Genomic DNA, 23,508 nt, shown 5'->3' on the forward strand with positions numbered 1-23,508 from the left:
CCGCAATGCTTGATCATTCGTCCATACCTGTCGCCACTCACCCTCTGACGGAAATGCTCCGGGGCTTGAAGATTGAGGGCGTCGATTACGTCCGCTGCCGCATGACCGAGCCCTGGGGGCTGGTATTCCCGGAACGGCCAAAGGCGCAATTTCACTTCGTCGCCGAGCGCGGCTGCTGGCTGCGAACGCTTGATCGCGAGTGGATCCGCCTTGAACCGGGTGACGCGGTCTTGTTGCCGCGCGGCGCGGAACACGCGCTGGCGAGCTCACCCGACGCCTTCCCCGCACCGGTCGAGAATTGCAAGTTCGAGCCGGTGTGCTGCGGCATCCTCGATACCTGCAGCGGCGGCAACAGCAATGGCGAGGAAACCGTGCTGTTCGGTGCCGGCATGACCTTCAACCTCGACAGCCAGCATCCTTTACTGCTGATGATGCCTGAGCTGATGCAGATGCACGAACTTGCCACCGACGAGCCCGCCATCCCGCATTTGCTCGAGGCCATGACATCCGAACTGGCGCTGGATCGCGTCGGCGCCGGCGGGATGCTGACGCGGCTGGCCGATGTTGTTGCCGCGGCACTGATCCGCAACTGGGTGGAGAAAGGTTGCGGCTCTGCCGGCTGGGTCGCAGCAGCGCGCGACCCCGGTATCGGCCGGGTTCTCGCCGCGATCCATCGCGATCCGACCAGGGACTGGACCGTCGAGGCGCTGGCGAACGTCATGCATGCGTCACGCTCGGCATTTGCGTTGCGCTTCGCCAATGTGGTTGGCCAGACACCGGCCCGTTACGTCGCGCAATTGCGGATGCAGGAAGCAAAGCAGTGGCTCACGCGCGACCGCATGAAGATCGCGGTCGTCGCACGCCGGCTTGGTTATGAATCGGAAGCCGCGTTCAGCCGCGCCTTCAAGCGCATCATCGGCGCGCCGCCAAGCCATTTTCGCGCAACGGCGACCGTTGCGAATACCCCGCTAAGATAGCGCCCTAGGCGGCGATATCGACGTTGCCGCCGACGCCCGCGCCGAGATTGGCCTGCGACGCCTGCTGGGCGCCGCCGAGCAGCGTGAGCACTGTGTTCTTTTCCATGTCGGCATTCGACTTGAGAAGTGACGTCGAAATCTGCTGCTGCGTTCCCGCTGCCTTCATGGCAAGCGCGCTGGCAACCAAAGCCATATCCATGAGAAACACTCCGTGACGCCGTGCGGATGGTTTAGCGATGCGGGGTTAATGAAAGTTCATCACTGGCGAGGTCATCCTGCATTGGCTCGAAATGCCGCACCCAGCGTCCGCAATGCACCGCGGGCACGTGCATCGGTGAGCTTCGAGTAAAGCAGCACTTCGCCGCGCGGCAGCTTGGGCAGACCGAGCTTCGGGCCGATGTCGATGGCGCCCGCCGGCGCGACGCGCCGCACCAGGGCCGCGGCGGCAAGGCCGGCAGAAATCGCGGCACCGATCGTCGCAACGCCGCCGCCGACGAAAACCTCCTCCCACGGAATGCCGGCCGCATCGAGCGCTCCCACCGCCATCGCGCGCACACTGCAAGGCTCCGCCTGCGTTGCCAGCCGGAGCGGCTCACCGGGCTGGTAATGGAAATCCGGCATCGCCATCCAGCCGAAATCTTCCTCCAGCAACGGCTCACCATCGCGGCGGCGGGAATCGTGGCGCAGCACGATGGCGGCATCCAGCGCGCCGCCGTCATAGGCTTCCAGCATCGCACGCGATGTATCGATGCGCAGCTCGACCACGAGCGACGGATCGGTGGCGTTCATGCGCTTCAGCACATGCGCCAGATCGGCACCGACAACGTGATGGCTGATGCCAACCACGAGACGGCGCTTCTCGACGGCGAAAGAGCCCATAGCTGACTGATGCGCGGCGACGAGGGTGCGGGCGGAGGCCAGGAAGGCGGCGCCTTCGGCGGACAGCCGCACCAGCCGCGGCGTTCGCTCCAGCAGGCGCTTGCCCAGCCCGCTTTCCAGCCGCTTGATCTTCAGGCTGATCGCCGATTGGGTGCTGCCCATCGCCTCGGCGGCGCGGGTGAAGCTGGTCAGATCGGCCACTAGGACGAACGCCTGCACCGCTTCCACGTCGAGCGTTTTCATCGCCAACCATTTAATTTCGATATCATTGAAATATTATTCCATACCATTTTCCAATGATCAACCGGAGACTAGATTTCCTGCATCGGATTTGAACGACAGGAGACCAAAATGCCGCTGGTTCGTATTTCACTGAAGAAGGGCAAGCCCGCCGCCTACCGGGAGGCGATCGCCGAAGGCGTCTACCAGGCGCTACGGGAGAGTTTCGCTGTCCCCGAAAACGACCGTTTTGTCACCATCCACGAGCACGGCGATGGCGATTTCATCTACGATCCGAATTACCTCGGCATTCGCCGGACCGATGACCTCGTCATCATCCAGTTGACGGTCAGCAACACCCGGCCGCGCGAGCAGAAGCAGGCGCTCTACAAACGGATCGTCGAGAAGCTGACTGACAGACCGGGCCTGCGGCCCGAAGACGTCTTCATCAATCTCGTCGAGGTGCTGCCGGAGAACTGGTCGTTCGGCAATGGCGTGGCGCAGTACGTGACATGATCACGCTGCGTGAGACATTGATGGCGCATCTGTGCGGTGTTGGTTTCGGCATGGCGATGATCATCGGGATGGTGCCGGCGGCGACGAAGCTGATGCGGATGTTGATTTAACCTGGCCGCGAGGCCAACCACACACACCACCGTCATCCGCGGCAGCGCGAAGCAAGCTTCGCTGGATGCCCCTGCGGATCCATCCTTCTTCCTTGCATGCGCAAAGGTGGATTGCCGGGTCAGGCCCGGCAACGACAGTGTTCTACTTTAAAAAGACGAGCACTTCGCCTTAGCGCGTCGGCACCGGCTTATCGCCGCGATAGTCGTAGAAACCGCGCTGGGTCTTGCGACCGAGCCAGCCGGCTTCGACATACTTCACCAGCAGCGGGCACGGCCGATACTTGGAGTCGGCAAGGCCTTCGTGCAGCACCTGCATGATCGACAGGCACGTATCGAGGCCGATGAAATCGGCGAGTTCGAGCGGGCCCATCGGGTGATGCGCACCGAGCTTCATCGCCATGTCGATGGCCTCGACGTTACCAACGCCTTCATACAGCGTGTAGATCGCCTCGTTGATCATCGGCAAAAGAATACGATTGACGATGAAGGCCGGGAAATCTTCCGAGACGGCGATCTGCTTGCCGAGCTTGGTGACGAACTCCTTGGACGCGTCGAAGGTCGCATCGTCGGTGGCAATGCCGCGGATCAGCTCGACCAGCTCCATCAACGGCACCGGATTCATGAAGTGAATGCCGATGAACTTCTCGGGACGGTCGGTCGACGCGGCGAGGCGCGTGATCGAGATCGACGATGTGTTGGAGGCGATGATCGCCTCCGGCTTCAGCACGGCGCAGAGGTCGTGGAAAATCTTGCGCTTGATCTCTTCCTTCTCGACGGCGGATTCGATCACGAGATCGCAATCGGCGAGACCATCCATCGAGTCCGACGAGGTGATGCGATCCAGCGCCTGCTTGCGCGCATCCTCGGTGATGACCTTCTTCGACACCTGACGCGACAGGTTGCCGTTGATCGTCGCCATGGCAGACTTCAGGCGGTCGGCAGAGACATCGTTCAGCACAACATCGAGGCCACCCAATGCGGCCACATGCGCAATGCCATTGCCCATCTGGCCCGAGCCGATCACGCCGACTTTCTTGATCATAACCGCCATCTTGCCTGTCATCTCTGGGAACACGCCGCCCGCGCATGCCGCGTTCGGAAAGCTATCTTTACATAAAATATCGGCCGGAGTCAGTCACTCCGGCCGATGTCGTTAATTGTGGCGCAAAGCCTTCTTCAGCAACGCCTTATTTGCCAAAATCCTTGCCTGCCGGGCCTCTACTTGCCGAGTGCTTCGGTCAGCTCCGGCACGGCCTGGTAGAGGTCGGCGACCAGGCCGTAATCGGCGACCTGGAAGATCGGCGCGTCTTCGTCCTTGTTGATCGCGACGATCACCTTGGAGTCCTTCATGCCGGCGAGATGCTGGATCGCGCCGGAAATGCCGATGGCGATATACAGTTCCGGAGCCACGACCTTGCCGGTCTGGCCGACCTGCCAGTCGTTCGGCGCATAGCCGGCATCCACCGCGGCGCGCGAAGCGCCGACGCCGGCACCGAGCTTGTCGGCGAGCGGCTCGATATATTTGGTGAAGTTCTCGCGGCTCTGCATGGCGCGGCCGCCGGACACGATGATCTTCGCCGAGGTCAGTTCCGGACGATCGCTCTTGGCCATGTCCTCGCCGACAAAGGTCGACAGACCGGGATTCTCGGCCGTCTTGACGTCTTCCACCGCCGCGCTGCCGCCCTCACCGGCTGCGCCAAACGTCGAGGTACGCACCGTGATGACCTTCTTGGCGTCCTTGGACCTCACGGTCTGGATGGCGTTACCGGCATAGATCGGACGCTCAAAGGTGTCGGGTGCGACCACCTTGGTGATTTCCGACACCTGCATCACGTCGAGCAGGGCGGCGACGCGCGGCATCACGTTCTTCGAGCGTGTGGTCGCAGCGGCGATCAGCACGTCATAGGCGGGCGCCAGCGACACGATCAGCGCGGCCAGCGGCTCGGCGAGATCGTGGGCGTAGGATGCGTCGTCGGCGAGCAGCACCTTGGTGACGCCCTGCAGCTTGGCGGCAGCTTCCGCGGCCGGCTTCGCATTCTGTCCGGCAACGAGGATGTGCACCTCGCCACCGATCTGGGTGGCGGCGGTGAGCGCCTTGTTGGTGGAATCCTTCAGGGTGGCGTTGTCGTGATCGGCAAGCAGCAATGTCGGCATTAGAGCACCCCGGCTTCAGTCTTGAGTTTCGATACCAGTTCGGCGACGTCCTTGACCTTGACGCCGGCCTTGCGGCCGCCCGGTTCGCTGGTCTTGATGATCTCGAGACGCGGAGAGATATCGACGCCGTAACCATCGGCGGTCTTCTCGTCGATCGGCTTCTTCTTCGCCTTCATGATGTTCGGCAGCGACGCGTAGCGCGGCTCGTTCAGACGAAGGTCGGTGGTAACGATTGCCGGTCCCTTGAGCTTGACGGTCTGCAGACCGCCGTCGACTTCACGGGTCACGGTGACGTCATCGCCCTCAATCACGAGCTTGTTGGCGAAGGTCGCCTGCGGCCAGCCAAGCAGCGCAGCCAGCATCTGGCCGGTCTGGTTGGCGTCGTCGTCGATCGCCTGCTTGCCGAGGATCACGAGACCCGGCTTTTCCTCATCGGCCACAGCCTTGAGGATCTTCGCCACGGCGAGCGGCTCGACGGTGCCGTCAACCTTGACGAGGATGCCACGGTCGGCGCCCATCGCGAGGCCGGTGCGGAGGGTTTCGGACGCCTGTGCGGGACCGATCGACACCACCACCACTTCGGTTGCCTTGCCGGCCTCTTTCAGGCGCAGGGCTTCCTCGACAGCGATTTCGTCGAACGGATTCATCGACATCTTGACGTTGGACAGTTCGACGCCCGATCCGTCGCTCTTGACGCGAACCTTGACGTTGTAATCGACCACCCGTTTGACCGCGACCAGAACCTTCATCGATCCTCTTTCGTGTGAGTTTTATTGTTTCAGAACTTGCTCGGAAGCTTGGGCGCGGAACCTAAAGCCCCTGCCACACGGGGTCAACGCGCGAAACCCGAAAATCGAGTATCTCCAAGTCCGCCAATTTAGCCGAAATTACCGGTTCTGGCCGGGCACCCAGAGCACGTCGCCGGCGCCATTATCGTTCTGCGAGCGGCTGGCGACGAACAGGAAGTCCGATAGCCGGTTCATATACTGGATACCAGCATCCGATACCGGCTCATCGGGCTGGGCAGCGAGTTCCACCATGATCCGTTCCGCACGGCGGCAGATCGTCCGGGCAAGATGAAGGTAAGCGGCGGCTGGAGTTCCGCCAGGCAAAACAAACGAGGTCAGATCGGCCAGCGGCGCGTTGAGCATGTCAATATCGTTCTCCAACCGCTCGACCTGACTCGCCAGCAGGCGCAGCCGTTCAGCCTTGCCCTCGCGCTGCGGAACCGCGAGATCGGCCCCGAGATCGAACAGATCGTTCTGGATCAGCCCGAGCATCGCATCCAGGGACCGCGCATGGGCGAGATGCAGCCTGACAACGCCGATCGCGGCATTGGTCTCATCAACGGTTCCATAGGCACTGACCCGGAGATCATATTTCGGCCGACGCTCGCCGGTGCCAAGCGCCGTCGTGCCGTCATCGCCGGTCCGGGTATAGATGCGGTTGAGAACGACCATCGGATTGATCCAGCGTCAGTGAGAAATCTGCGTCAGCGGCCCATGGCCCAGACGGTAGCCATGGTGATGATAATAGCAACGAATTGCAGCAGCACGCGCCATCGCATCAGCTTCTGCGAGCGATCAGGCGAGCCGCCGCGCATCATGTTGAACAGGCCAAGCAGCAGAACCAGCGCAACGGCGCCGACCGCGATGGGGAGGATGATATTGCTGAGCGTTGATGTCATACCGGCTACATAACACTGCGTCACAGGCAGCGCTATCGTCGGTCGTCAAAATGGCACGGCGGTCGCGCGCGCGCCGCAATGCAACGATCTGGCTTTTTCGCGTTAGATATCAGAAGCTAACATGAGGGCCGGTGATTTGCCGGGCCGATCCCGAACCAGGTGGCACGTGGGGCAGATACGCACCGTCTACGATGTTGTGATGGACGCCTTCTATACGTTTCTTGCCGATGACGGCTGGGCGATCGCCAGCCATATCGCCCTCTCTACTTTGATGGCGTTGTTTCCGTTCCTGATCGTGCTGGCCTCGCTGGCCGGCTTTTTCGGTTCCAAGAATCTCGCCGACCAGGCTGTCGGCCTGCTGCTGGAAGTCTGGCCCGATCAGGTGGCGGGTGCGCTGTCCGGCCAGATCCACGACGTGCTGACCACGACCCGCGGCGATGCCCTGACCATCGGCCTCGTGCTCGCGGTGTATTTCGCCTCCAACGGCGTCGAGAGTCTTCGTGTGGCGCTGAACCGCGCCTATTCGGTGATCGAGCCGCGGCGCTGGTACTGGCTGCGGCTGGAGTCAATCGGCTACACGCTGGTTGCTGCCGTCACCGCGCTTGCCATGGCGTTCCTGATCGTGCTCGGCCCGCTGATGCTTGAAATCATCAGGCGCTATGTCCCGCTGATGGTGGAGAACAACGAGCGGCTTCTGACGGTGGCGCGTTACGGCATCACCATCGTCGCCATGGTGATCGCCTTGTTCATCCTGCATGCGTGGCTGCCGGCAGGGCGGCGCACCTTCGGCCAGATCCTGCCGGGAATCATCTTCACGATGCTGGCGTCGCTGGCGTCGGGTATCGGCTTCGGCCTTTATCTGGCGCGCTTCGCCAACAATTACGTGACGATGTATGCCAGCCTGGCCTCGGTGATCATCGCGCTGGTGTTTCTGTATTTTATCGCCGCGATCTTCGTGTTTGGCGGCGAACTCAATGCCGCCATCATCAAGTCGCGGCTGCCCCGCGGCGTCTCGCTTCAAGCAGCGCAGTCGCTAGCGCCCGCGGAGACACCGGTTTGATCAGGAACGCGTCGGCGCCGGCCTGACGCGACGCGGCTTCGTCCTCGCCACGTCCGGACACGCCGATGATCGCAATGCGGCCATGGGGCGCCTTCAGCGCACGGATCTGCCGGATCGCCTCGACGCCATCGATGCCCGGCAGCACCATGTCCATGAGCACGGCATCGAACGTGCCCTGCGCAACGCGCTCCGCCGCAGCCTCCCCGCGGCCGATGAACTCGGCCTGATGGCCGAGTTCGGTGAGAATGGCATTGAGTACGACACGGCCGAACGGATTGTCCTCGACGCTCAGCACCCGCAGCGCTTCTCCCGGCGCAAAAGAAGCATCATCGGCGCTCGTCAGGATGGCGATCGGACCGCTCGTCTTGCCGAGACCGACCGTCAGCGTGAACACTGTCCCACCACCGCGGCGCTGCGCCACGGTGATGTCGCCCCCCATGGCGCGGGCGAGTTGCTTGACCGACGACAGGCCGAGACCCGCGCCGCCGAAGCGCGAGGCAATGGAGACATTGGCCTGGGAGAACGGTTTGAACAGCCGCTTGATCTCGGCGAGCGTGAGGCCGATGCCGCTATCGGAGACGGTGAAGGCAACGCCGATTTTGCCCGCTATGCGCACAGGCGAGATCTTCAGCGCCACATTGCCCTGCTCGGTAAATTTCACGGCATTGTCGATGAGGTTTTCCAGCGCCGCGCGCAGCCGCACGGGATCGCCGATCACGAACACCGGCAGTCTGTCGGAGATCGCGACCCGCGACAGCAGCCCCTTGGCAGCCGCGCGGCCTGCGAGCGAGTCGCCGATGTTGCGGGCAAGCGCGCGCAGGTCGAAGAAATCCTGCCGTATCTCGAATTTGGATGTACTGCGCGCGGCATCGACGAACAGCGTCGCGAGACGCGCCAGATGCTCGGCGCCGGCCCTGATGGTCTCGACCCAGCGTCGCTCACGTTCATCGAGCTCGGAGGTTGCCAGCAGATCGCTGACCGCAAGAATGCCCGTCAGCGGCGTGCGCACCTCATGGGCAAACACCGCCAGCGCCGTTTCCACCATCGTATCGGCTCGCACGGAGCTGCGCCTGGCACGCGACTTCGGCGCGGGCTTCTTTACTGCACGCTTCTTGGCCACGCGTTTTTTCAGCGTTTGTTTGGTGCGCGTCCGCGTCTTGCGCGGCGAGCGCGATGTCAGCGCCATATGTTGCCCACCCGTCCCGGCGGCACCATGCCACGGCGGGGCGCGCGGAGTCACGCAGCAGGCCCAATCAGGCTTGCGGATTTCTTGCAGCGCGCTTGCTGCTAACTTGCAGCAGACAGGGCAGGCAGCCCGACCATGCGGCGGATATCCGCTGGTGTAGCACCCTGGGTCCGCAACTCACGCAGGCTGGTGGAGCCGGTCGACTTCGACAGTTTGGCGCCGGCCACGTCAAGCACCAGCGGATGGTGTCGATAGACCGGCTGCGGCAGGTCGAGCAGTTGCTGCAGCAGCCGGTGCACGCTGGTGGACCAGAACAGATCCTGGCCACGGACCACATGGGTCACGCCCTGCAAAGCATCGTCGATGACCACCGAGAGATGATAGCTGGTCGGCGTTTCCTTGCGGGCCAGGATCACGTCACCCCAGGCTTCCGGCTGCGCGGCAATGGTGCCGGTCTCGCCGCCCGGACCCACGCCCTGCTCCGTCCATGTGAGCGGACCGCTGGCCGCAATGGCTTTGGCCATATCGAGCCGCAGTGCCATGGGCGTATCCGCCTGTTTGAGTTCGGCGACGGCCTGTGGCGACAGCGATCTGGCAATGCCGGGATAGACAGGCGCACCATCGGGATCGCGCGGCCAGCAACCCTTCACCTCCTCCGCCGCGATCAACCGTGCGATCTCGGCACGGCTCTCGAAGCTTGGATAGAGCAGTCCCATGGCTGCAAGACGCTCGGTCGCGGCGCGGTAGTCGACGAGATGCTGCGACTGTCGCCGCACCGGCGTCTCCCAGGCAATGCCGAGCCAGGCCAGATCCTCATAGATCGCCGCCTCGAATTCCGGGCGGCACCGCGTGGCGTCGATATCCTCGATCCGCAGCAGCAATCGTCCGCCCGCCTCGCGCGCCAGATCGAAATTCAGCAGCGCCGAATAGGCATGGCCGAGATGCAGATAACCGTTGGGGCTGGGTGCGAAACGAAACACAGGGACCATCGCGGATTTCCCTAGATCAGGTCGCGCGCGAAAGCACGCGTCAACCAGTCCATGAACACGCGCACCCGCGGCGAGAGCTGGCGGTTGCGCGGATAGAGCAATGACACTGGCGACGGTGTCGGCGGATATTGCGGCAGCACCTCGACCAGCGTGCCATCGGCGAGTTCACCCTTGATCCGATAGCGCGGCACCTGCACCAGACCGAAGCCGAGTTTCGCCATGGCCGCATAGTTGTCGGCGCTGTTCACCGTGATCGCCACCGGCAAGGTGACATGGCGCAACGTGCCGTTGTCCTGAAATTCGAGCGGCAGCACCGCGCCTGTCGCCGAAGAATGATAGCCGACCATGCGATGGCCCTCGAGCGCATCAATGGACGAAGGCATGCCCATGCGCGCGAGATAGGACGGTGCGACGCAGGTGACTTCGTCCATCATGGTCAGCCGGCGCGCCACCATATCGCTGTCGCGAAGCTCGCCGACACGCACCACGCAGTCGATACCCTCGCGGATCAGGTCGACCAGCCGGTCGCCCTCGCTGAGATAGAGCTGGATGTCGGGATATTCGGCGAGAAAGTCCGGCAGATGCGGCAGCACGAAATTGCGTGCCAGCGTGCCATTCATATCCACTCGCAACGGCCCCTTGGGCTTGGCGCCGCAGAACGCGCTTTCGGCGTCTTCAAGATCGGCGATCAGCGTCAGGCAGCGCTGGTGATAGGCCTCGCCGTCCAGCGTCGGCCGCACCAGCCGGGTGGTGCGCTCCAGCAAACGCACGCCGAGCCGCGCCTCGATCTGCTTGACGGCGTCTGTCACGGTCGACCGCGGCAGGCCGAGATCTGCCGCCGCCGCCGTAAAACTGCGCCGCTCTACCACCCGGGTAAACACCCGCATCGTCTCGAAACGATCCATCGCTTTGTTCGATAAATCCGGATTGTGATGCCAGATATTGCACCATTATTCGGAAAATGAAACCGTCTAGATTTCTTCCCATCAGAGCGGCGTTGCCACCCGCATGACCAAGGAGAAGATAAATGACAAATAAATCCAACAAGATAGCCATCGTCACCGGTGCCTCACGCGGCATTGGCGCCGCCATCGCCGAGCGGCTGGGCCGCGACGGCTTCACGGTCATCGTCAATTATTCCGGCAGTGCCGCGCTGGCCGAAGCCGTCGCGCAAAAGATCGAAGCCGCAGGCGGCCGTGCGCTCACCGCCAAGGCGGACGTGAGCGATCCCGCCGCGGTGCGGGGCATGTTCGATGCGGCGGAGGCGGCCTTTGGCGGCGTCGATGTCCTCGTCAACAATGCCGGCATCATGAAACTGGCCAGGTTGGCCGATGCCGACGATGCCGCATTCGACCAGCAGATCGCGGTCAATCTCAAAGGCACGTTCAACACCATGCGCGAGGCCGCCAGGCGATTGCGCGACGGCGGCCGGATCGTGAATTTCTCGACCAGCGTGGTCGGCACGAAGCTGGAGACCTACGGAATCTACACGGCAACCAAGGCGGCCGTGGAAGCGATGACGCCGATCCTCGCCAAGGAACTGCGTGGCCGCAATATCACCGTCAACGCAGTGGCACCCGGCCCAACCGCGACCGACCTGTTCATGACCGGGAAGTCCCCCGAACTGGTCGAACGCTTCGCCAAGATGGTCCCGCTCGAACGCCTCGCAACGCCTGAGGATATCGCCGGTGTCGTCGCCTTCCTGGCCGGCCCCGACGGCGGCTGGGTCAACGGCCAGGTGCTGCGCGCCAATGGCGGGCTGGTCTAGCCTGCCAACGCAAAACGGCGGACACGATATGTCCGCCGTTTCATATCCCGAACGAAAATAGTTCTCAGGAGTCGGCGCGGCCGCTCTGGATCACCACCACGCGGCTGCCGATCTTCACGCGGTTATAGAGATCGACGACGTCCTGGTTCATCAGCCGGATGCAGCCGCTGGAGACGGCATGGCCGATGGTCTCGGGCTCCGTCGTCCCGTGGATGCGGAACATGGTGTCGCGGTCGCCCTGATAGAGATACATCGCACGCGGCCCGAGCGGATTGTCGAGGCCGCCCTCCATGCCGCCCGCCATCTTGCGGTAGCGCGCCGGTTCGCGGTTCATCATGTTTTCGGTCGGGGTCCAATGCGGCCACTCGGCCTTGCGCTTGATGGTGGCGTTGCCCGCGAAAGCGAGGCCGGCCTTGCCGACGCCGATGCCGTAGCGCATCGCCTTGCCGTCGCCTTCGACGAGATAGAGATGCCGTGCGGCCGTATCGACCACGATGGTGCCGACGGGCTCCCTGGTGCGGTAGGCGACGCGCTGACGCAGCATCGCCGGATCGATTCCGGAGACGTCAACAGCCGGCAGCGTGTAGCCGCCATCCTTCAACTCGGCATAGCTGGCGGACGGACCGCCAAAGCCGGTGGACGACATCATTCCACCGCTGCTTGCACACCCCGCCAGCAAAGCGGGCAACATCAGAAGCGCGAGAAGGCGCAGCCCGCGTGATCCATCGAAACCTGTCATTCCCATCCCTTGCTGCAACACGTCCCACCCGGACGACCCGCATCTCATACAGGGCTGAGCGATCAAATCAGGCTCAACAGCATGTCATTTGGCTCATGGAACAGGCCTGTGCTGCACTTTGCGCGCCGCTGTGGTGATCGCGCCACAGCCGCGCAGGCTCACGAATAACCTCAGGTTGAAGTTTCCGCCTGAGGGCCGGCCGGCGGGCATCGCGCGCGCCACCAAAGGACCCCGGCAGCTATGCCCGCTGATGCGTGCCGAAACGCTCCACCATCGTCTCGCTGGTTTCGTTGAGACCGGAGACATTGAGGACCGCCGCATGACGGCACGATTCAACACGATGTCTTTCCGCAACTATCAATGCGCAAACGACCGCCACAGCCCCACGCGCATGATGAGATCGATATCATGTCTGTTGGTCAGGCGACGTGCTCGACGAAGTACACGCGCATCATAATGCGAAGCACTTGCAGCTGGATTTCACGGCTTGCATCGTTGTGATCGGCATATTAGAGCACACAGCCGCGTGAGACTTCGCGTTACCCCAACGAGATTTTCAGATGACAAGCGTTCGCAGTCTTGCGCAAGGCAGCATTGCCGTTGGCCTGCTGGTCCTCGCTATGAAATACGCCGCCTATCTTCTGACCGGCAGCGTCGCACTGCTGTCCGATGCGATTGAAAGCATCGTCAATGTCGTGACGGCAATCGTCGTTTTGCTTGCGACCACGCTGAGCGCGAAACCGGCAGACGACGATCATCCCTACGGGCATCACAAGGTTGAATATTTCTCGGCCGTGCTCGAAGGCGTGCTGATCGTACTCGCCGCGATGCTGATCCTGCGTGAAGCCTATCAAAGCTATCTGATACCGCGCCTCGTCGAAGCCCCGTGGGTCGGCCTGCTCGTCAACGCGGCGGCGAGTATCATCAATGCCGGTTGGGCATGGGTGTTGATCAGGCAGGGGCGCATCCACCGCTCGCCTGCCCTCGCAGCAGACGGCCGTCATTTGCTGTCCGACGTGTATTCTTCGATCGGTGTTCTCGGCGGCGTCGGAGTAGCGGCACTGTCAGGCATGGCGATCCTCGACCCAATCCTTGCGGCACTCGTCGCGCTCAACATTCTGTGGGCCGGTTGGGGCCTGATGAAGGAGTCGCTCAGCGGATTGATGGACGAGGCCATCCCGCCAGTCATGCTCGCGAGTATCAAGCAGACCATATCGGCCCATGCCCACGGTGCCATCGAGGCGCATGACCTGCGCACCCGCCGCGCCGGCAGCATGACCTTTATCGATTTCCATCTGGTGGTGGCAGGATCGACCACCGTGAGCGCCGCGCACGACATTTGCGACAAGCTCGAGACCGCGATCCGCCAGGAGGTCGGCGAGGCGCTGATCACCATCCATGTCGAACCCGATGACAAGGCCAAGCATTCCGGCATCGTGGTTCTCTAGATTCAGGTAACTTCGCTCCACGAACGGCTTTGACAGGTTCCGTCCCCGTGTTAATCGGGAGGCGAGGATCGTTCCCGTGACACATGTTTCGCGCAAACGCTGGTTTGGGGCCGTGGCATCTTTGGCCGCAGCCTATGCGCTTGTGCTCAATGTCGTGCTGTCCAGCCTGTTACTGGCGGCGATCTCGCCGACCGCGCAGGCTGCAGGCTTCGAGCTCTGCCTCACCCATCCCGACCTTGCCGCATCCCCGGACGACGCCGGCAAGACGACGGGCGCTCCTGCGGTACATTGCCCTGTGTGCGTCGGTACCCATGCCCCGGGCGCGCCCCCTGCCTCCGCAACATTCCTCGTCTCGCGCATCGCCATTGCGATCGCTACCGTTGCGCCCCCCGACGATCGCATCGTCGCGACCGCTGCAACCTCCGACCACCGCGCCCGCGCGCCGCCGCGCCTGAGCTGACGTTCCACGCCGTCAGACGCCGCGCATCAGCGCGCGCATTACTCAGTTCAATCCCGGTGGAGTTTCACCTCATGTCATCCGTTTCCATGCGGCTGCGCAGCGTCCTGTTCGCATCCGCGGCCGCGCTCGTTCCAGGCGCGGTGTCAGCCCAATCGGCCTCCTCGACATCGCTTCCGACGGTCACCGTCGAAGCACCCGCGCAGCAGCGCGCCGCCGCCGCGCGCAAACCACGCAACGCGGCGTCAAACGCCCGCACGGCCCGCAGCACCCCTGCGGCAACGCCCGCGCGCAACGACGCCCAGGCGCCGGGCGTCCCGGGCGCGCTCACCGTGCTCACCGCCCAGCAGGCACTCCGCGAGATCCAGCAGACACCCGGTGGCGTCGCACTGGTGACAGCGGATGCGTGGCGAGCATCGACGCCATCGAACACCATCAAGGACATCCTCGATTATGTGCCGGGCGTGTTCGCGCAGCCGAAATGGGGCGACGACACCCGCCTGTCGATCCGCGGATCGAGCCTGTCGCGCAATTTCCATCTGCGCGGCGTCCAGCTCTACATGGACGGCATCCCGATCAACACCGCCGATGGCTATGGCGATTTCCAGGAGATCGACCCGACCGCCTATAAATATGTCGAGGTGTTCAAGGGCGGCAACGCACTGCGCTTTGGCGCCAATTCGCTCGGCGGCGCGATCAATTTCGTGACGCCTACCGGCCGCGACCCATTCGTGAACGGCGCTTCGGTCGACATGGGCGCCTTCGGCTTCCGCCGCCTGCAAGCCAATACAGGCGGAGTGAATGGCCCCTGGGACGGCTTCATCACTGCGTCCACGCAATCGGCGGACGGCTTCCGCGATCACAGCTACGGCGAGTCGACGCGCGTCAGCGGCAATGTCGGTTACCAGTTCTCGCCGGATTTCGAGACGCGTTTCTATCTCAACGCCAACAGCGTGCGGCAGCGCATTCCCGGTTCGGTGAGCAAGGACAGCGCGTTGAATTCACCGACCACGGCCGCCGCCGCCAATATCACCGGTGATCAGCAGCGCAACATCGACACGGTACGCCTCGCCAACAAGACCACCATCCGGCTCGATAACACGACGATCGATTTCGGTGTCTTTGGCGTCGACCGCCACCTGATGCATCCGATCTTCCAGTATCTGGACTACAGCTATCAGGACTATGGCGGCTTCGCGAAAGTGACCGACGACCGCAATATTGGCGGCTATCGCAACGTGTTTGTCGCCGGCGTCAACGTGATCAACGGCCGGATCGACAATAACCAGTATGTCAATATCGCCGGCCAGAAGGGCGCGCTGGCGTCGTCATCGATCGACCGCTCTAAGAATACCTCGGTCTATGTCGAAAACTCGCTCTATGTGCTGCCCACCGTCGCATTGATTGGCGGCACACAGTTTCTCTACGCCACGCGCAACCGGCAGGACCGTTTCCTGAGCGATGGCGACCAGTCCGGCGCCACGGAATTCAATCTGTGGAGTCCGAAGGGTGGCGTGCTCTGGAATATCGATCCGACCTGGCAGGCCTATGCGAATGTCTCGCGCAGTGCCGAAGTGCCGAGTTTCGGCGAGAGCTCCAACGGCCCGGGCATCCCGACGATTCCCTTCACCAGCATCCGGCCACAGCGTGCGACCACCTATGAAATCGGCACGCGTGGACGGCGTCCCGACCTGACCTGGGAATTGACCGGCTACCGCGCCAATATCACCGACGAACTGCAATGCCTCTACAGTGCGTTCGGCAACTGCAATGTCACCAATGCCGACCGCACCATCCATCAGGGCATCGAGGCCGGGCTCGGCGTCGCTGTCTTCAAGGGGATGTTCGATGCCGGTCCGCAGCCGGACAAGCTCTGGCTCAACATGGCCTATACGTTCAACGACTTCCGCTTCGACAATGACGCGACTTTCGGCAACAACCTGCTGCCCGGCGCGCCGCGGCACTATCTGCGCGCGGAATTGCTCTACAAGCATGCCAACGGCTTCTATGTCGGCCCCAATGTCGAATGGGTGCCGGAATCCTATTACGTTGACAGCGCCAATACGCTGAAGACGGAGCCCTACGCGCTGCTCGGCCTGAAGGCCGGCGTCGACAACGGCGGCAGATATTCCGGCTATATCGAGGCGCGCAACGTGCTCGACACCCGCTACATCGCCTCCGCCAGCATTCTCGACAGGGCCACAGCGACATCGCCGCTGTTCGAACCCGGCACCGGCCGCGCCATCTATGCCGGCGTCAAGGCGAGGTGGTGAACATGACGATTTCCGCTATGCTTCTCACGAAAGGACATTCCATGACCAATCGCTCCATGCTGTTGCTTGTCACTGCGCTCGGCGCGGCGACTACACCTGCCTATGCCCATGTCTTCGTGCAGAGCGGACCGGCCACAGTCGGCGGCTCCTACCGCGCGGTGCTCGCCGTGCCGCATGGCTGCGGCGCCTCGCCGACGACGAAGATCACCGTGCAGATTCCGGAAGGCATGATCGCGGTAAAGCCAATGCCGAAGCCCGGCTGGACCATTGCCGTGAAGAAAGGCGCCTATGCGCAGTCCTACGATTTCATGCATGGCATGAAGGCGTCGGAGGGCGTCAAGGAAATCACCTGGACCGGCAAGCTCGACAGCGACTTCTATGACGAGTTCGTATTCTCGGCCTATCTGCCTGCCGCACTGAAAGCCGATGCGCCGCTCTATCTGCCGACATTGCAGAACTGCGAGCAGGGCTCGGAAGACTGGGCGCAGATTCCGGCCGCGGGACAAGACCCGCACAGCCTGAAATCACCTGCGCCGATCGTCCGCCTTGCGGCAGCAGCGCCTGATAATGCGATGGCGCAGATGGCCGGCATGGTTCATGCGGGCGACCTGATGATTTCGACGCCCTGGACGCGCGCGACGCCACCTGCGGCCAAGGTAGCCGGCGGCTATCTCACCGTAACCAATACCGGCAAGACCAGCGACAAGCTGCTCGGCGGCACCTTCACCGGCGGCGGCCGCATCGAGATACATGAGATGAGCATGACCGATGGCGTGATGAAGATGCGCCCGCTCAATGACGGGCTCGAGATCAAGCCCGGCGCCACCGTGAAGCTCGAGCCCGGCGGCTATCATCTGATGCTGATGGATCTCGCCAAGCCCCTCGCCAAAGGCGACAAGGTAAAAGCGCAGTTGCAGTTCGAGAAAGCCGGCAAGGTGGACATCGAACTCGACGTCAACGCCGTTGGTGCCTCGGCACCGGCCGGCGGCGGACATGCGCACTGATCATGTCGAGACACTGCGCACCGCACATGTTGCGGTGCGCATGATGCCTACGACCAGGCCGCGATTGTATCGGGTGTATCGATCCGGATTGCTTTGACAGCGCCGCAATGCACGCAGCCAAACAGCCTGGTCTCGAAACCCTGGGATCGCTCGATTCCTTGCAAGGACGTGCGCGTCTTGCACTGATCGCATTTCAAATGGCTGGTACGGATATTGTCATTGCCGAACGGCATTGCATGGTTCGACATGTCAGGATTCTCGACGACAAGCAGCTCGTTGCGAGCTGTCGAATGATGCGCGTGACAATGAGATTGACCTGCAATTGCTGTGAATCGGGCGTTGTGCGAATCAGACGTCGCTTCGAGTCACAATCTTTAGCTAATTCGGATAGCTTGCAATTCTAGGCTATCCCGATTTTGCGTAAGTGCTATTTTGTCGCACCTATACACAAATGCAATCCCGACTGTCGTTGCAGACCGCAATTCTACCTCGCCTCAGTGCAGCCGGGGGGTCTTGAGCATCCTGGAACGGTCTGTGGATACCAATTCGACATCGAACGTATCTCCACCGCGATAAAGCGTCAGCGGCACATCGACACCGGCCGCGCCAAGCGCCCAGAGTGCGCGATAGAATTCGGCGGAATCGGATATCTCTTCGCCATTCACTGCAAGAATGACATCGCCGGTCTTGAGCTCGGCCCGCGCCGCCGGCCCCTTCCTGGCGATCCCGACCACGACGACCTTGTCCTCGACCTCGGCGGCATAGAGCCCGAGCCACGGCCGCGGCGGCTTGTTGACGCGACCATAGGTCTTGAGGTCATCAAGAATCGGCTTCAGCAGATCGATCGGCACGATCATGTTGAGATGCTCGCTCTTGCCGCCATGCTCGCGCTCGATCTGTAGCGAGCCGATGCCGATCAACTCACCCTTGGCGTTGATCAGGGCGGCACCGCCCCAGTTCGGATGCGCCGGATGCGTGAAGATCGCGTCGTCGAGCAGGTATTCCCAATAGCCGGCGAATTCCTGCGTCGCGGCAATCTTGCCGGCCACAGACCGCGTGCGTCCGCCGACGCCGCCGATCACCACGCGATCGCCAATCTTCACGGTCGCCGACTCGCCGAGCGGCAGCGGCGCGATATCGATCTCGCCGAGCGCCTGCACCAGCCCGAAGCCGCTTTCCTGATCGACGCCGAGCACCGTTCCCTGCACCACGCGACCGTCGCCGAGATGCACCCAGATCGTTTCGGCTTCGGTGATGAGATAGCCGATGGTGAGAATGAGGCCGTCACCGATCAGCACGCCGTTGCCGGCGCGCTCGGTGCCCAGCGTCTCCGAGGTGAATGCATCGTCCGGGATAATGCAATGCAGCCCGACAACCGCATCCAGCGTCTTTTCGAGGTCGAAGCCGTAGTCCTCAGCACGCGGCTGCACACCTGGGGGCACCTTCCATTCGGTCAGTGAAGGCATGCAAAATCTCCTTTGTCCGGAATCGCCAGTACCCGCCATATAGGAACCGATCGCGGTCGTGGAAGTCCAGCCCGTGAACTTACCGGCCCTGCGGCGTTTCGTTACGCGCCCCTATGTTTTGCGAGCCACTCCAGCAGCACCGTGTTGATCTCCCGCGGATAGCAGTGACTGAGGTCATCGATCTCGCGATAGGTGACGTCGGCGCCGGCGATCGTCAGGGCCTGCTGCGCTTCCCGCGCGGTCTGCACCGGAAACATCCAGTCGAGCCGGCCATGCACGAGATGGATCGGCAGACCGCGCAGGCGATCTGCATCGGCAAACTGCGCCATCAGCGGATGGAAGGTCGAAGCCACCGGCGCCAGATGGGTGAACGGCGACTCGGCGCGCAGGCCGGTGACGTAGCAGAACGTGCCGCCATCGCTCATGCCCGTGAGCAGGAGTTGCGTGGGATCGATATGCCAGCGTGACTGCACGAGATCGAGAATGCGATTGAGGTTCGGCGTATCGGCATCGTCGCCCATCAGCGCCCAGGTGCTGCCGATCGCCGTCGGTGCGATCACGATCGCGCCGGAACTGCGCGCATCCGCAAGCCAGCTCCACAGAAAGGCGCGGCCATTGCCGCTGCCGCCATGCAGTGCCATCACCAGCGGCCAGGCCCGATCCGGCGTGTAGGTTTCCGGCACATACATCGAGAAACCGCCGCGACGTCCGGGTTCGCCATCATGAATGACGCCGGCGTTATCTGCTGGAGGTGACGCCAGTCGTTCGAGCAGCGCCACGTTCTCGCGCTCCTCGGGCGGAAGAAAGAATGTACTCACGGGCGGCAGCCGCGCCACCGTCGCATACAGCGCCTCCTGCGCGCGCGTGGCGTGGCGCAATGCACGAAACACCATCGGCAGGTCGCCGTTGGGCTGCTGGGCGGCGCGCAGGCCGGTAAAGGCTGTCAGCGCGGCATCGCTCGCCGCATCGAGATGCGCACGCAGATCCGCAAAATCGTCCGGCCATGTGTGGAGATTGGCGCGCACTGCCTTGAGCGCCTGATCGGGTTCGCCGATGGCGTCCATCACTGTGTCGAATGCCGGCGGATGCAGATTGCGCGCAACGAATTGCAGCGCTTCCAGCGATTGCAGCAGAGGCGGCAGCAACACCACGATATCGTCGACAACGGTCTCGCTCATCGTGATCTCCCGATCTGACCGGGGATGACAGAGACAGCATTTGGCGCCATGCGCAATGATGAGTCGGACGTCCGGATGCTACGGATCCAGCTCCGTGTCCCAGTAGAGATAGTCCAGCCAACTGCCATGCAGATAGTTCGGCGGAAACAGCCGGCCATTGCGGTGCAGTTGATGCACGGTCGGCGCGAAGGCCGTCTGCCTCGGGAACATGCGCGCCTGCTGCGTCGTCATGTTGCCCTTGCGCAGATTGCAGGGCGAGCAGGCTGCGACGACGTTTTCCCAGGTCGTCTGACCGCCCTTGGAGCGCGGGATGATGTGATCGAAGGTCAGATCGTCATGCGCACCGCAATACTGGCAGGAGAAGCGGTCGCGCAGGAAGACGTTGAACCGGGTGAAGGCGGGGTGCGTCGTCGGCTTCACAAACGACTTCAGCGATACCACACTGGGCAGCTGAAATTCGAACGAAGGACTCCGCACCGCGTGATCGTAGAGTTCTACGATATTCACACGGTCGAGGAACACTGCCTTGATCGCGTCTTGCCACGACCACAGAGACAGTGGGTAGTAACTTAGCGGCCGGAAGTCCGCATTGAGGACCAGAACCGGCCAACCGCCTTGCGAGACATGTGCGTTCAAGTAACGCTCCTGACCCCCACATATGGCTGCGAAGCAACCTGTCTCCACATACTACAGGCAGCGTGACAGGGTTGTGAAGGGCAGAGAGCAGACCTTATCCCCCCACAAAAGCGCCGCGTTGGGTCGCTTTTCTGGGAACTGCGGGTGGTCTGTTGCAGCGCCTGCCGCTAAACCCCGTGGCGCGCCCGGTTCGCGGCCGCAAATACCGGACGCTGCCCGATGGTCCCTTCCAGCCGCTATCTCGAGGCCCCGCAACGGCTACGCGCCTTTGTCCGCGCGCATGAGACCAGCCTTGCGATTCTGGCGGCGATGATCGGCGTGATCGGGGGTCTCGTGGTGGCCGGCATGGGCGCTGCCGTCAGCGTTCTTCACGCGGTATTGTTCAATCTGGAATGGGGCCAGCGACTCTCCAGCCAGTTCTGGATCGATCCGGTGCGCGCGATTCTGGTTCCCAGCCTCGGCGGCCTGCTGCTCGGTATCGCCTTCCTGCTTCTGTTGCGCTGGCGACCGGCCCGCGAGATCGACCCCATCGAGGCCAACGCGCTCTATGGCGGGCGGATGTCGTTCCGCGGCAGCATCATCGTCGCGCTGCAGACCGTGTGGTCGAGCGGCGTCGGGGCCTCCGTGGGTCTCGAGGCCGGCTATACCCAGCTCGCCAGCGGGCTCGGCGCCTCCATCGGACGCGCCTTCCACCTGCGCCGCGGCGACCAGCGTGTGATGGTCGGCTGCGGTGCGGCGGCTGCGATCGCCGGCGCATTCGGTGCGCCGCTTGCTGGGGCGTTCTATGCCTTCGAACTGGTAATCGGCGGCTACACATCGGCGAGTCTGATGCCGGTCGGCGTTGCCGCGGTGACCGGCTACTTCGTTGCCCATGCCTTCGATCCGCTGTCGCTCGGCGTCGTCGCCGGCCGCTTCGGCGACGTGCTCGGCCGTGATCTCGCGGTGGCGGCCCTGCTTGGCGTCTTCGCCGCAATGTTCGGTATCGGCATCATGCGCGTCGTGGCCTGGACAGAAGCACTGCTGGCCAAGATCAAGCTGTGGCCGCCGATGCGCCCGGCGCTGGGGGGCCTGCTGGTCGGCCTGATGGCCCTCCTGACACCGCAGGTAATGGCATCCGGACACGGCGCCCTGCATTTCGGCGGCATGACCGCCTATCCGGTCGCATTGGTGGCCTTTGTGATGGCGCTGAAGACGCTCGCCTCGATCATCTCGCTCGGGACAGGCTTTCGTGGCGGTCTTTTCTTCGCCACGCTGTTTCTCGGGGCCCTCGGCGGCCATCTGTTCGCGGTCGGCTTCAATGCAACCGGCATCGGCTTCACTATCGACCCCGCCGTCTACACCATCATCGGCATGAGCGCGCTGTCGGCCTCGGTGATCGGCGGGCCGCTCACCATGTCGTTCATCGCGCTCGAATCCACCGGCAATCTCTGGCTCACCACCGCGGTGCTGGTGGCGGTCATCATCTCCACCCAGTTGACGCGCGAACTGTTCGGCTACTCCTTCGCCACATGGCGCCTGCATCTGCGCGGCGAGACCATCCGCAGTGCCGCTGACGTCGGCTGGATCCGCGATCTCACCGTCAAACGCCTGCTCCGCCCGGACGTCCCGACCGTCGACTCCACCATGCCGCTCGACGAATTCCGCGAAAAATTTCCACTCGGCTCGAAGACCCAGGTTGTCGCCGTCGATCCCGAAGGCCGCTATGTCGGCCTTGCCATCGTCGCTGAAGCGCATTCGCCTGATGTGGCAGCATTCCGGCTCGACAGCCTGCTGCATTGTCGCGACGTCGTGTTGCATCCCGACATGAACATCCGCGACGCCATGGTGGTGTTCGAGGGCGCCGAAGCGGAATCGCTGGCAGTTGTCGAAGCTGAAAGCCACCGCGTCCTCGGCACGCTTTCGGAAGCTCACGCGACCCGCCGTTACGCCGAAGAGTCGGAACAGCGCCGCCGCGAAGCGGTCGGCGAGATGTAGCGGTTCGCTATTCGCCGTCTGCAAGCGCCAGCATGTGCCCTTGATCAGGCGGCACTCGCCCGGCCCAAGCCGCCTTACGTCGCCCCTTGTTAAGTTGTGACGTTGCCGATCACGCCTTCGCGCTTCTTGATGGCGTGATAATACGCCCACCACAAATGCGCTGCCGCGCCGCGTAGCGGCCGCCAGGGTTCTGCCAGCGGCGCCATCTGCTTTACGGTCGGGCGTTCGTTGAGACCGAGCCCGACCTTGATGGATTCCTGAATGGCAACATCACCCGCCGGCCATGCGTCGCCATGGCCGAGACAAAACAGCAGATAGACGTCCGCCGTCCACGGGCCGATGCCGTGCAATGCGACCAGCGTATTATGCGCAGCATCGGCGTCTTCCTCAGCGAGCACGTCGAGGTTCAAGCGCTCCTCGACGAGTTCGCGCGCCAGCGCCTTCAGCGTCTTGATTTTTGCCGCTGACAGACCCAGCCGACCGAGACGATCGGTGCGCGCCTTGCGGATAGCGTGATGATCGAATGGCGAGAAGGCGCCGGAGACGCGCGCCCAGATCGCCGAGGCCGATGCCACCGAGACCTGCTGCCCGCAGACGATCTGCGCAAGCCCTTCGAAACCCGGCGCGCGTTGGCGCAATGCGGGCATCCCGGCCATGGCCAGGATCGGTTTCAGACGCGGGTCGCGCTTCACCAGCTCCATGACGGCATCGTCGAGCACGGACTGGTCGGTGAGATGAACGGTCATGATCCCCAAGGATCACCACGGCGCGACCGCAAGATCAATGCC

24 protein-coding genes are annotated in these 23,508 nt (G+C 62.9%); 9 read left to right on the forward strand and 15 right to left on the reverse strand.

Annotated elements, in window-relative coordinates:
• The first annotated feature begins 5 nt into the window (after window positions 1-5).
• A complete protein-coding gene (locus ACEK02_RS22555; protein ID WP_371423778.1) occupies window positions 6-977 on the forward strand; it encodes an AraC family transcriptional regulator in 972 nt (323 codons plus the stop codon).
• A gap of 4 nt (window positions 978-981) precedes the next feature.
• Here ACEK02_RS22555 and ACEK02_RS22560 read toward each other — a convergent pair whose 3' ends face one another.
• Together ACEK02_RS22560 and ACEK02_RS22565 are read right to left on the reverse strand one after the other, a co-directional pair.
• Window positions 982-1,176, reverse strand: coding sequence for a putative motility protein (locus ACEK02_RS22560; RefSeq protein ID WP_371423779.1), 195 nt, complete (start codon window positions 1,174-1,176; stop codon window positions 982-984).
• 71 nt (window positions 1,177-1,247) lie between these two features.
• On the reverse strand, window positions 1,248-2,099 hold the full coding sequence (locus ACEK02_RS22565) for a LysR family transcriptional regulator (RefSeq protein ID WP_371423780.1): 852 nt from the start codon (window positions 2,097-2,099) through the stop codon (window positions 1,248-1,250).
• Window positions 2,100-2,207: 108 nt separating this feature from the next.
• Between ACEK02_RS22565 and ACEK02_RS22570 the strand changes: the two genes are divergently transcribed.
• Entirely contained in the window at window positions 2,208-2,591 is a 384-nt protein-coding gene (locus ACEK02_RS22570; protein WP_371423781.1) for a tautomerase family protein, read from the forward strand.
• A gap of 279 nt (window positions 2,592-2,870) precedes the next feature.
• Here ACEK02_RS22570 and ACEK02_RS22575 read toward each other — a convergent pair whose 3' ends face one another.
• From ACEK02_RS22575 to ACEK02_RS22595, 5 genes are all read right to left on the reverse strand, one after another.
• A complete protein-coding gene (locus tag ACEK02_RS22575; RefSeq protein ID WP_371423782.1) occupies window positions 2,871-3,752 on the reverse strand; it encodes a 3-hydroxybutyryl-CoA dehydrogenase in 882 nt (293 codons plus the stop codon).
• A gap of 167 nt (window positions 3,753-3,919) precedes the next feature.
• Entirely contained in the window at window positions 3,920-4,855 is a 936-nt protein-coding gene (locus tag ACEK02_RS22580; protein WP_371423783.1) for an electron transfer flavoprotein subunit alpha/FixB family protein, read from the reverse strand.
• The gene (locus ACEK02_RS22585) at window positions 4,855-5,604 is read right to left on the reverse strand and encodes an electron transfer flavoprotein subunit beta/FixA family protein (RefSeq protein ID WP_093757405.1); all 750 of its coding nucleotides are present in this window, start codon (window positions 5,602-5,604) and stop codon (window positions 4,855-4,857) included. Before ACEK02_RS22585 ends, ACEK02_RS22580 begins: the two co-directional genes overlap by 1 nt.
• Window positions 5,605-5,742: 138 nt before the next feature.
• Window positions 5,743-6,315: a cob(I)yrinic acid a,c-diamide adenosyltransferase gene (locus ACEK02_RS22590; RefSeq protein WP_371423784.1), complete on the reverse strand. Its 573-nt coding sequence runs from the start codon at window positions 6,313-6,315 to the stop codon at window positions 5,743-5,745.
• 32 nt (window positions 6,316-6,347) lie between these two features.
• Complete coding sequence (locus ACEK02_RS22595) at window positions 6,348-6,542, reverse strand: twin transmembrane helix small protein (protein WP_371423785.1); 195 nt, start codon at window positions 6,540-6,542, stop codon at window positions 6,348-6,350.
• Window positions 6,543-6,741: 199 nt separating this feature from the next.
• On the opposite strand from ACEK02_RS22595, the gene ACEK02_RS22600 reads away from it, so the two are divergent.
• On the forward strand, window positions 6,742-7,602 hold the full coding sequence (locus tag ACEK02_RS22600) for a YihY/virulence factor BrkB family protein (protein WP_371423810.1): 861 nt from the start codon (window positions 6,742-6,744) through the stop codon (window positions 7,600-7,602).
• Here ACEK02_RS22600 and ACEK02_RS22605 read toward each other — a convergent pair.
• The 3 genes from ACEK02_RS22605 to ACEK02_RS22615 form a co-directional block, all read right to left on the reverse strand.
• The gene (locus tag ACEK02_RS22605) at window positions 7,529-8,788 is read right to left on the reverse strand and encodes an ATP-binding protein (RefSeq protein ID WP_371423786.1); all 1,260 of its coding nucleotides are present in this window, start codon (window positions 8,786-8,788) and stop codon (window positions 7,529-7,531) included. The genes ACEK02_RS22600 and ACEK02_RS22605 overlap by 74 nt on opposite strands.
• Before the next feature lie 101 nt (window positions 8,789-8,889).
• The gene (gluQRS, locus tag ACEK02_RS22610; RefSeq protein ID WP_371423787.1) at window positions 8,890-9,777 is read right to left on the reverse strand and encodes a tRNA glutamyl-Q(34) synthetase GluQRS; all 888 of its coding nucleotides are present in this window, start codon (window positions 9,775-9,777) and stop codon (window positions 8,890-8,892) included.
• Between the two features lie 11 nt (window positions 9,778-9,788).
• Window positions 9,789-10,682, reverse strand: a complete 894-nt coding sequence (locus tag ACEK02_RS22615; protein WP_371423788.1) for a LysR family transcriptional regulator — start codon at window positions 10,680-10,682, stop codon at window positions 9,789-9,791.
• Window positions 10,683-10,804: 122 nt separating this feature from the next.
• Here ACEK02_RS22615 and ACEK02_RS22620 point away from each other — a divergent pair, with 122 nt between their 5' ends.
• A complete protein-coding gene (locus ACEK02_RS22620; RefSeq protein WP_371423789.1) occupies window positions 10,805-11,545 on the forward strand; it encodes an SDR family oxidoreductase in 741 nt (246 codons plus the stop codon).
• 64 nt (window positions 11,546-11,609) lie between these two features.
• Here ACEK02_RS22620 and ACEK02_RS22625 read toward each other — a convergent pair whose 3' ends face one another.
• Window positions 11,610-12,194 carry a L,D-transpeptidase gene (locus ACEK02_RS22625; RefSeq protein ID WP_371423790.1) on the reverse strand — a complete coding sequence of 195 codons (585 nt, stop codon included), beginning with the start codon at window positions 12,192-12,194 and terminating at the stop codon, window positions 11,610-11,612.
• A 650-nt stretch (window positions 12,195-12,844) separates the two neighbouring features.
• On the opposite strand from ACEK02_RS22625, the gene ACEK02_RS22630 reads away from it, so the two are divergent.
• From ACEK02_RS22630 to ACEK02_RS22645, 4 genes are all read left to right on the forward strand, one after another.
• Window positions 12,845-13,732, forward strand: coding sequence for a cation diffusion facilitator family transporter (locus ACEK02_RS22630; RefSeq protein ID WP_371423791.1), 888 nt, complete (start codon window positions 12,845-12,847; stop codon window positions 13,730-13,732).
• 76 nt (window positions 13,733-13,808) lie between these two features.
• Window positions 13,809-14,192: a DUF2946 family protein gene (locus ACEK02_RS22635; RefSeq protein WP_371423792.1), complete on the forward strand. Its 384-nt coding sequence runs from the start codon at window positions 13,809-13,811 to the stop codon at window positions 14,190-14,192.
• A gap of 71 nt (window positions 14,193-14,263) precedes the next feature.
• Window positions 14,264-16,462 carry a TonB-dependent receptor family protein gene (locus ACEK02_RS22640; RefSeq protein ID WP_371423793.1) on the forward strand — a complete coding sequence of 733 codons (2,199 nt, stop codon included), beginning with the start codon at window positions 14,264-14,266 and terminating at the stop codon, window positions 16,460-16,462.
• A gap of 41 nt (window positions 16,463-16,503) precedes the next feature.
• Entirely contained in the window at window positions 16,504-17,466 is a 963-nt protein-coding gene (locus ACEK02_RS22645; RefSeq protein WP_371423794.1) for a DUF1775 domain-containing protein, read from the forward strand.
• A gap of 494 nt (window positions 17,467-17,960) precedes the next feature.
• On the opposite strand, the gene ACEK02_RS22650 is transcribed toward ACEK02_RS22645, so the two are convergent.
• The 3 genes from ACEK02_RS22650 to ACEK02_RS22660 all read right to left on the reverse strand — a co-directional run bounded on the left by ACEK02_RS22650 (window position 17,961) and on the right by ACEK02_RS22660 (window position 20,746).
• The gene (locus tag ACEK02_RS22650; protein WP_371423795.1) at window positions 17,961-18,932 is read right to left on the reverse strand and encodes a S1C family serine protease; all 972 of its coding nucleotides are present in this window, start codon (window positions 18,930-18,932) and stop codon (window positions 17,961-17,963) included.
• A gap of 101 nt (window positions 18,933-19,033) precedes the next feature.
• Window positions 19,034-20,110, reverse strand: a complete 1,077-nt coding sequence (locus ACEK02_RS22655) for a phospholipase (protein ID WP_371423796.1) — start codon at window positions 20,108-20,110, stop codon at window positions 19,034-19,036.
• A 78-nt stretch (window positions 20,111-20,188) separates the two neighbouring features.
• Window positions 20,189-20,746, reverse strand: a complete 558-nt coding sequence (locus tag ACEK02_RS22660; protein WP_371423797.1) for an HNH endonuclease — start codon at window positions 20,744-20,746, stop codon at window positions 20,189-20,191.
• A 219-nt stretch (window positions 20,747-20,965) separates the two neighbouring features.
• On the opposite strand from ACEK02_RS22660, the gene ACEK02_RS22665 reads away from it, so the two are divergent.
• Window positions 20,966-22,720 carry a chloride channel protein gene (locus ACEK02_RS22665; protein ID WP_371423798.1) on the forward strand — a complete coding sequence of 585 codons (1,755 nt, stop codon included), beginning with the start codon at window positions 20,966-20,968 and terminating at the stop codon, window positions 22,718-22,720.
• Window positions 22,721-22,809: 89 nt separating this feature from the next.
• Here ACEK02_RS22665 and ACEK02_RS22670 read toward each other — a convergent pair whose 3' ends face one another.
• Window positions 22,810-23,466 carry a DNA-3-methyladenine glycosylase gene (locus ACEK02_RS22670; RefSeq protein ID WP_371423799.1) on the reverse strand — a complete coding sequence of 219 codons (657 nt, stop codon included), beginning with the start codon at window positions 23,464-23,466 and terminating at the stop codon, window positions 22,810-22,812.
• Window positions 23,467-23,508 lie beyond the last annotated feature (42 nt).

This window comes from Tardiphaga sp., from assembly GCF_041424195.1.
In the GTDB taxonomy this organism is placed as follows: domain Bacteria; phylum Pseudomonadota; class Alphaproteobacteria; order Rhizobiales; family Xanthobacteraceae; genus Tardiphaga.

Excerpts from the sequence above, each read along its gene's own strand:
- ACEK02_RS22560 (WP_371423779.1), bottom strand. The coding sequence starts at position 1,176 with ATGGATATGGCTTTGGTTGCCAGCGCGCTTGCCATGAAGGCAGCGGGA.
- ACEK02_RS22625 (WP_371423790.1), bottom strand. The coding sequence starts at position 12,194 with ATGATGTCGTCCACCGGCTTTGGCGGTCCGTCCGCCAGCTATGCCGAG.
- ACEK02_RS22565 (WP_371423780.1), bottom strand. The coding sequence starts at position 2,099 with ATGAAAACGCTCGACGTGGAAGCGGTGCAGGCGTTCGTCCTAGTGGCC.
- gluQRS (WP_371423787.1), bottom strand. The coding sequence starts at position 9,777 with ATGGTCCCTGTGTTTCGTTTCGCACCCAGCCCCAACGGTTATCTGCAT.
- ACEK02_RS22570 (WP_371423781.1), top strand. The coding sequence starts at position 2,208 with ATGCCGCTGGTTCGTATTTCACTGAAGAAGGGCAAGCCCGCCGCCTAC.
- ACEK02_RS22580 (WP_371423783.1), bottom strand. The coding sequence starts at position 4,855 with ATGCCGACATTGCTGCTTGCCGATCACGACAACGCCACCCTGAAGGAT.
- ACEK02_RS22670 (WP_371423799.1), bottom strand. The coding sequence starts at position 23,466 with ATGACCGTTCATCTCACCGACCAGTCCGTGCTCGACGATGCCGTCATG.
- ACEK02_RS22600 (WP_371423810.1), top strand. The coding sequence starts at position 6,742 with ATGGACGCCTTCTATACGTTTCTTGCCGATGACGGCTGGGCGATCGCC.
- ACEK02_RS22585 (WP_093757405.1), bottom strand. The coding sequence starts at position 5,604 with ATGAAGGTTCTGGTCGCGGTCAAACGGGTGGTCGATTACAACGTCAAG.
- ACEK02_RS22645 (WP_371423794.1), top strand. The coding sequence starts at position 16,504 with ATGACCAATCGCTCCATGCTGTTGCTTGTCACTGCGCTCGGCGCGGCG.
- ACEK02_RS22615 (WP_371423788.1), bottom strand. The coding sequence starts at position 10,682 with ATGGATCGTTTCGAGACGATGCGGGTGTTTACCCGGGTGGTAGAGCGG.
- ACEK02_RS22595 (WP_371423785.1), bottom strand. The coding sequence starts at position 6,542 with ATGACATCAACGCTCAGCAATATCATCCTCCCCATCGCGGTCGGCGCC.
- ACEK02_RS22590 (WP_371423784.1), bottom strand. The coding sequence starts at position 6,315 with ATGGTCGTTCTCAACCGCATCTATACCCGGACCGGCGATGACGGCACG.
- ACEK02_RS22655 (WP_371423796.1), bottom strand. The coding sequence starts at position 20,110 with ATGAGCGAGACCGTTGTCGACGATATCGTGGTGTTGCTGCCGCCTCTG.
- ACEK02_RS22620 (WP_371423789.1), top strand. The coding sequence starts at position 10,805 with ATGACAAATAAATCCAACAAGATAGCCATCGTCACCGGTGCCTCACGC.
- ACEK02_RS22555 (WP_371423778.1), top strand. The coding sequence starts at position 6 with ATGCTTGATCATTCGTCCATACCTGTCGCCACTCACCCTCTGACGGAA.
- ACEK02_RS22575 (WP_371423782.1), bottom strand. The coding sequence starts at position 3,752 with ATGGCGGTTATGATCAAGAAAGTCGGCGTGATCGGCTCGGGCCAGATG.
- ACEK02_RS22605 (WP_371423786.1), bottom strand. The coding sequence starts at position 8,788 with ATGGCGCTGACATCGCGCTCGCCGCGCAAGACGCGGACGCGCACCAAA.
- ACEK02_RS22665 (WP_371423798.1), top strand. The coding sequence starts at position 20,966 with ATGGTCCCTTCCAGCCGCTATCTCGAGGCCCCGCAACGGCTACGCGCC.
- ACEK02_RS22650 (WP_371423795.1), bottom strand. The coding sequence starts at position 18,932 with ATGCCTTCACTGACCGAATGGAAGGTGCCCCCAGGTGTGCAGCCGCGT.
- ACEK02_RS22640 (WP_371423793.1), top strand. The coding sequence starts at position 14,264 with ATGTCATCCGTTTCCATGCGGCTGCGCAGCGTCCTGTTCGCATCCGCG.
- ACEK02_RS22630 (WP_371423791.1), top strand. The coding sequence starts at position 12,845 with ATGACAAGCGTTCGCAGTCTTGCGCAAGGCAGCATTGCCGTTGGCCTG.